Genomic DNA, 7,367 nt, shown 5'->3' with positions numbered 1-7,367 from the left:
TCTGGCATTCATGTTAATGTGGCTACCGATGTATTGTTGAACATAAAATGTACAGCTAAGATCAACACGCCCTAGTAAAAGGCTATAGCAGAGACCACCGCCCTGAACTAAATAAAGTGGTGCTTGAGCTAATTTGTGAAAACCAAGCAGGCCTACCTGTTTACATGCAAGCACTCAGTGGCAACACCAATGTTGCTAAGGCATTTTCAGAGCAGGGTGAGATCGTGAACGTTTTTTGAACAAAGTCACGATCGATTTGACGATCACATTTAGCCGTGATCATATACTCCCTTTTTAGGGAGAACATCATGCATATTGATCACTTCAAAGAACACTTTCAAGCGATTACCGACCAACGCCAAGGTGCAAAGGTCACTTATTGCCTGTTTGAAGTCCTTTTTGGCTCGCTATGTGCTGTGATTGCAGGTGCAAAAGGCTGGTTTGATATTCGTGAATACATTCTCGGCCATCACGATTGGTTTAAGCGCAATGGCTTGTTTTTGAATGGTATTCCTGCGGATGACACGATTGCTCGAATAATCTCTACGATTGAGCCTGACCAGTTTCATGAGTGCTTCGTCAACTGGATGTCATCGATACATGCTCTTACCGATGGTCAAGTGGTTGCGATAGATGGTAAAACGCTTCGAGGCTCTTACAATCGCGAAGACAGAGCGAGCACCATTCATATGAACAGTGCTTATGCGTCGTCAAACAAGCTCGTACTAGGACAGCTGAAAACCGAACAAAAAAGCAATGAAAGTGTGCCGTGGGCACTGAACCCTGTTTTCTAAGGATGGAAAACAGGAAGATGAGCATAAGCTCATGAAGAGATGGAGGTAGGCTCTCCAGAGTCTGCTGTCGGAAGTCGGCTCTAAACCACTTTCAAGTGGCTGTTATTAAGAGTAATGGTCAGAAGCGTTGAAAGAAAATCAGAATAAGAATTCTGGCGAGGTAGGGTGCAAGGAGATGAGTAATCCCGAACCCATGTGGACGCGTCGTTAATTTAAAGCAGCATCAAAACTGAGATCGTTTCGTTATTTCAGGATAAGTACACCGGTGAATTCCGAATGCTGGGTGTGCGGTGCTCGGCGTAAAGTGGGCATGACCTTGTACCAGGCTTTTTGTGGGAACCACGGGAACCAGTCATCACGATGTTAAGGAAGAAATGCGAATAACAGCAATTATGAGTGTGAGAGTACCGATGCGTGATACTGGGGCGGAGCAATTCGTAGTAGTGATGAAGGGCTTGTAATGAGCGTGGAGCGAAGGGATTGCGTCAAGCGGAATGTAACGATGACTCAACTGCCGGAAGGCAGGAGGAAGTCACACGTACAGTCCAAACCTTTTGCAATATCCAAATGGGATATAATGACTGCTTTCGAAAAGGTGAAAGCCAATAAGGGCGCAGCCGGAGTAGATGGTGTAACGATAGAGGACTTCGAAAAAGACCTTAAAAATAACCTTTACAAAGTATGGAACAGGATGTCATCAGGGACCTATTTTCCTCCCCCTTTCGCGGCGGTAAGTATACCGAAGAAGTCAGGTGGTGAAAGGATATTAGGTATCCCGACGGTCAGTGACCAGGTGGCACAGACGGTGGTCAGAGACAAACTTGAAGTCATGCTTGAGCATCATTTTCTGGATGATTCTTATGGTTACCGCGTGGGAAAATCTGCACACGACGCCATAGAAATAACAAGGAAAAGATGTTGGCAGTACGACTAGGTACTAGAGTTTGACATAAAAGGGCTTTTTGACAACCTCCGTCATGACCTATTGATGAAGGCGGTAAGGAAGCATGTTTAGCTTGCTGAACAGAGCCAAGGCCGAGATTTACAGTGGGTTATTCTCTACATAGAAAGGTGGTTAGTTGCGCCATTGCAGAGAGCAGATGGAAGCATAACAGAACGAGATTTGGGGACGCCACAGGGTGGTGTTGTGAGTCCGGTGCTTGCGAATCTATTTCTCCATTATGTTTTTGATAAATGGCTGGAGAAGAACTATCCAGACAATCCATGGTGTCGCTACGCAGATGACGGGTTGGTGCATGCTGACTCGTGGGGCGAGGCAGAGAAGCTAAAGAGAGAGCTTGCACAACGTTTCATTGATTGTGGTCTGGAGATGCATCCAACGAAAACTAAAGTGGTGTACTGCCGAGATGATGTAAGACGAGGGTCTGCATTGCACATTGAGCATACACAGTTTGATTTTCTAGGATACACATTCAGAGCCAGAACGAATAAATGCAAACGAACAGGCAGGATTTATAACCGCTTCTTGCCAGCAGTCAGTATGGCAGCAAAGAAAGCCATGCGTAGGAAGGTAAAAGAGTTAAAAGTTCGTCTGAAAACACAGTACAGTTTAGAGCAACTGGCTAAATGGTTAAATCCGATGCTGAGGGGCTGGATAAACTACTACGGTAAGTTCAGGCGAAGCGAATTAGACTCAGTTTTCCGACACTTCAATAAAACCTTAGTACGATGGGCGAGAAGGAAATACAAAACGCTCAAGAGGCATAAAGGTAGAGCGGTGGCTTTCTTTGATAAGTTATCAGTTCAATGTCCCAGATTATTTGTCCATTGGCAATTTGGTTCAGCAAGAAGTTTTGCTTGATGGAAGCGGAATGAATTGAGAGGTTCACGTTCCGTTTTGCGAGAGGCTGTCGGGGAGGTCTCGATGGTCTACTCACCTTAAAGCGATCCCTGAGCTGATAAAGATGCTCGACATCAAGGGAGCCCTAGTAACCATTGATGCTATGGCCTGTCAAACTAAGATTGCTAAAGCCATTGTAGATCAAGGTGGAGATTATCTGCTTGCAGTAAAGAGCAACCAAGGAAAACTCCGACAAGCAATAGAAAAGGCATTCTCTTCTCAGCGAGCCAATGTGGCAAATAACATCTCTCTTGAGCAAGGACATGGCCGTATCGAGTCTCGCCAATGCTATGTTTTTGACAGTACAAAACTTGAAGGTAACTTCTCTCGCTGGAAAGGCTTAAAGAGCATTGTAATGGTTGAAAATTTTCGCCTTCAGAGAGGAAAATCTGTCGACCTAGAGTACCGTTATTACATCAGCTCCAAAGCGCTTAGTCCAGAACAAGCTGCTATGGCAGTCAGAGAACATTGGGGCATAGAGTCAATGCACTGGGTACTTGATGTCACAATGAATGAAGATGCTTGCCAGATATACAAAGATCATGGTGCTGAGAATTTATCATGCTTGCGTCAAATGAGCTTTAACATGCTCCGTGAAGAACCCACCAAGCTAAGCATAGTGGGGAAGCAAAAGCGATGTATGATGAATACGTCTATGCTAGAGGCAGTATTGAGTGCTGGCTTTAGTCAGATGGCGAAAAACTAGGCACTCATGCGGTCGCCCTGATTTTCAGAGGTTACTAAACAGCATATTCATTGCTTAAAGGCTACTCAAAACAGTCTATACTTCATCGCCGATGCCGCTCTATACACCGAAGAAAGCATTCATTCACTAGATGAGCAAAAGCAGAAGTTTATTACGCGTGTTCCTATGACCATTAAGTCAGCGAAAGAAGCCTTAATGAACCTTGAGACTGAGCAGTTGAGTCGTATCGGTAATGGCTACTCGGGTTGCTGGGTTGACGCTGACTATGGATCGGTACCTCAGAAGTGGTTGTTGGTTCATAGTGAGCAAGCAACCAAGAGAGAAGAAATAACGTTCTATAAGAACTTAGACAAAAACATCACGAAAGAACTGAAAGCGCAGGGACGGCTAATGAAGAAACAATTTGCTTGCGCAATAGATGCTGAGCAAGCAATGAGCGACTTCGCTAGCCAATGCCATTTGCTTGGCTTTTCGCAACCAACCATCGTTAAAGAGGCAACCTATTCAGGTCGTGGTCGACCGAAGAAAGACGCAAAGCCAACGGGATATCACTATTTGATAGATGTTGCACCTTATACCGATCTAGAAAAAGTGAAACTGGCGATGCTTAAAGTGGGTATATTTATTCTCGCAACCAACGATACTGACTGCGCCGATCTAACGATGGCTGCGTTACTTGAGCATTACAAGTCACAGCAAAAGGTAGAGCGCGGATTTCGCTTTTTGAAAAGCCCTGAGTTCCTGACATCATCAATTTTCCTTAAGAAGCCTCAGCGAATCGAAGCGCTGTTGATGATCATGACGTTAAGTTTACTCGTTTACGCCAGCTTAGAGCACAAAATCCGAGAGAGTCTCACTAAAACCGAGGAATTCTTTCCTAGCATGGTGAAGAACAAGAAGACAACGAAACCGACAGCACGTTGGGTATTCTTAAAGTTCGAAGGTATAGACATACTCGAAATTGGCGGTCAAAGCTCCATCATAGGTGTTCAAGAGCATCAGGCTCGGCTACTCAAGCTTCTTGGCATAATGTATGAAGCGGTTTATTCCTAAATTGGCTGCGGAATCTCGGGCATACCTATCCCGGTTAACTTTTTGAGTACTTTGATCATGGCGTAAGCCTCACCAACTTGTGCGTTGTAATTTCGAAGCGTGAGTGAAGCGCCTAGTAGTTGTTTTACGCGATACATAGCGGTCTCCAACAATGACCCTTGTGGTAACCATACTTCTGCTTCTACTTTTTGTTCGAGCCATAGAGCTTTTGGCAGCCAACTGCCAGATTGCGTGGATGCCCTTTTTCCCAGAAAGCTGCACCCTCACGCGGAGGAATTAAAGGGGCGTCGTTGAATAAATCCTGACTCTTATACACAAATTGGCAACTAGTGATCGACCTAGTAGGCGATTGGAGAAATCATGGGCTATCACTTGCCTCAATATCTTTATTAGCATGCTTACACTCATTCACAATACAACCGACTGGGCTCAAGCTATGTTCGGTTACGCCCAGATCGGTGATAAGCCCTTAACAAAGCTCCTTTGATTCATAAATTGGATTTGAAATCTCGGATTTGTACTATCATTGTTGTATAAAAAAAAACTAACAGTAATCACTAACACTTCGTCGGTTGGATTCGGAACTAACTATCATACGGTAGACAGAACGATGATTGAATTCAAAAAATACAGCTTCTATTTTATTTTTAAAATAGCAATGACGGCATTGGCCATACTGGCAATTGTGCTGTTCTCGTATGTTCGAGAGTATCGAGGTGAATCAAAAGTCAACTCTATATTTGACTTCTCACATTACCCCCACACCCTTGCGCTAACCAATACCTACACGGTGCTAGAACCACCGTCTACCGAAAAATTGCAATTAGAGGCAGGGGAAACAGTCAATATTGGCTTTTATATGGCAACACATAAAAAGTCAACAGACTGGCGATCTGTCTTAAATTATTACCAAAATCACGCTGATTTCACTACGACAGAATTTTCCGTCACGCAAACATTGGATTCGCTCAATTTATCCAATATTGATCTCTTGATTATCATGATGCCAGAAGATGCATTCACGACCGCTGAAATCGATGCGATGGAAGCGCATCTAACTCGTGGGGCAAGAGTATTTTTCATTGGTGAAAATGGTAATTTTGCGCCCACAGAGAACCAACATACCACGGATGCGATTGTCGCCTTAGGTGGAAATATTAATGTCGGCACAAAAAATATTATGGCAACAAAAGAACATCTGCGCACAAATAATCATCTAAATAACCATCCATTGATGGCAGGTGTTAATAAGGTACATACTGTTGCTTTTGCCGACCTATTTATTGAAGACACGATTTCACAAGCCGTGGTGGTGGGGACTCATGCAGATGGATTGGATTATATCACTGTTGCCGATCAGGCGTTATTCAATGGGCGTATTACTGTCATAGCGGATGCTAATTGGATGAATGGTCCTGCATCGACGGGCATCACTCAGGATTTGTATCTCGAAAATTTAGACTTTCTGGATAATCTCGCCATCTATTCAAAACAGTTCGTTAATATCGTTGAAGACGGAGGTAGCCCGAATGAGACGTTTCTTGCCTTCAAAACCTTAGAGCAAGTGATTTTGGGGCGTGAACCTGCGACAAATTTAAGCACAGCAGATTATGCCGATGCGGAGATAACAGGAGTTGATGATAATAACCTTGCGTATGTGAATAGAGAGCTTGCCACAGGTAATTACCAGACTACCGCTGAAATTCAAGCCATGGTCGATGGTTACGCGGAATATCAAAATGCGGTGGCGCTGATATCTGGATCAGACACAAATGTTACGCTAACGGCTGCCCAACTGAATGCGATCGGTGGTGTATCGGGTGCCGATCCTAATTATGAATCCCTTTATGTTGATGTTTTGATTAATGAGCCAGATTCGAGTTTTGTTGACCCGAATAATCCTACGGGGGCTGAAATTCAAAGCGTAGTCAGTGCAGTCACTGCGGCAGGTGATGCTGCCCTGAGTACGATTTTAGATGTGTCGAATAATACACAACCGCCAACGGTGCTGAGTGAAGACACCTTCGCAGCGGCAGGCATAGAAGGAGTGGATTCCTCGAATCTTGCTTATGTAACCAGCCAAATCGATTCAGGTACCTACACCACCTATGATGACATCAACAATATGGTGGCTAATTATGACAATTATCAAGCCGTGACCGATGAGCTTTCACCCACTGGTGACCCAAGCACGATTGATGCGACAGGACTAAATAGCATTGATGGTGTAACAGACGCGGTAGACTCTACCGAAACCAATGCCCTTTATGGTGAAGCCCTCGTCAGTGCCGCTGACAGCGGACAATTTCTTGACCCCGATAATCCAACAACGACTGAAATCAACACCGTGATTGCAGCGGTCAACACCATTGCCGCTGTTTCAACTGGCACGCAACCGACCAGTACATTGACTACCACTGATTTAGAAGATGCGGGTATCACTGGCGCAACCACAACCAACATTACAGTTGTAGCGGATCAAATTGCTACCAATACGTTGACCAGCGTGACTGACATTCAAAATATGGTCACGGGCTATGTGTCTGTTGTGGATGACATAAATAACAATACCAATGGCACAGGTGTCACCGCGACGGAGTTGAATGCCATTGTTGGCGTCACAGGCGCAGAAACTACCAATGAAGCTTTTTACAGTGAAGCTTTAAATGCCGCGACCTTTGTGGACAGTAACAATCCAACCCCTGCTGAAGTTCAAACTGTTGTTACTGCAGTGAATGTGATTACAGATACGATTACCAATGGTGGTAATGCTGCAAGTACCTTAGAGCAAGAAGATTTAGAGGTCGTTGGTATAACTGGCTTAAACGGTAATAATATCGGTTACGTTGTTGAACAAATCGCGACGGGAGAGCTGACCACGATTGCAGACATCCAAAACGCAGTGGACGGCTTTAACGCCATTGTTGAAGACATCGAAGGCAACAGTGACGGC

The 7,367-nt window shown here is 44.6% G+C and carries 3 protein-coding genes and 4 pseudogenes; 6 read left to right on the top strand and 1 reads right to left on the bottom strand.

Going from position 1 to position 7,367, the window contains the following annotated elements:
* Positions 1-308 precede the first annotated feature (308 nt).
* From ACTRWI_RS21480 to ACTRWI_RS21460, 5 genes and pseudogenes are all read left to right on the top strand, one after another.
* Positions 309-761, top strand: a pseudogene (locus ACTRWI_RS21480) (ISAs1 family transposase); the annotation flags it as partial.
* Between the two features lie 535 nt (positions 762-1,296).
* Complete coding sequence (locus ACTRWI_RS21475; protein WP_499133750.1) at positions 1,297-1,728, top strand: hypothetical protein; 432 nt, start codon at positions 1,297-1,299, stop codon at positions 1,726-1,728.
* Positions 1,729-1,848: 120 nt separating this feature from the next.
* Positions 1,849-2,616, top strand: coding sequence for a reverse transcriptase domain-containing protein (locus ACTRWI_RS21470; RefSeq protein WP_499133751.1), 768 nt, complete (start codon positions 1,849-1,851; stop codon positions 2,614-2,616).
* A 67-nt stretch (positions 2,617-2,683) separates the two neighbouring features.
* Positions 2,684-3,361: pseudogene (locus ACTRWI_RS21465) on the top strand (ISAs1 family transposase); the annotation flags it as partial.
* Positions 3,362-3,382: 21 nt separating this feature from the next.
* Positions 3,383-4,414 (top strand): annotated as a pseudogene (locus ACTRWI_RS21460) (IS1634 family transposase); the annotation flags it as partial.
* Here ACTRWI_RS21460 and ACTRWI_RS21455 read toward each other — a convergent pair.
* A pseudogene (locus ACTRWI_RS21455) lies at positions 4,411-4,694 on the bottom strand (IS5/IS1182 family transposase); the annotation flags it as partial. The pseudogenes ACTRWI_RS21460 and ACTRWI_RS21455 overlap by 4 nt on opposite strands.
* A gap of 330 nt (positions 4,695-5,024) precedes the next feature.
* Between ACTRWI_RS21455 and ACTRWI_RS21450 the strand changes: the two are divergent.
* Positions 5,025-7,367, top strand: a 2,343-nt coding sequence (locus ACTRWI_RS21450; RefSeq protein ID WP_499133749.1) for a hypothetical protein, incomplete at its 3' end; no start/stop codon positions are given.

It is taken from the genome of Pseudoalteromonas sp. G5_S1_14_S5, assembly GCF_054968605.1.
This window is presented reverse-complemented; position numbering and strand designations above follow the sequence as displayed.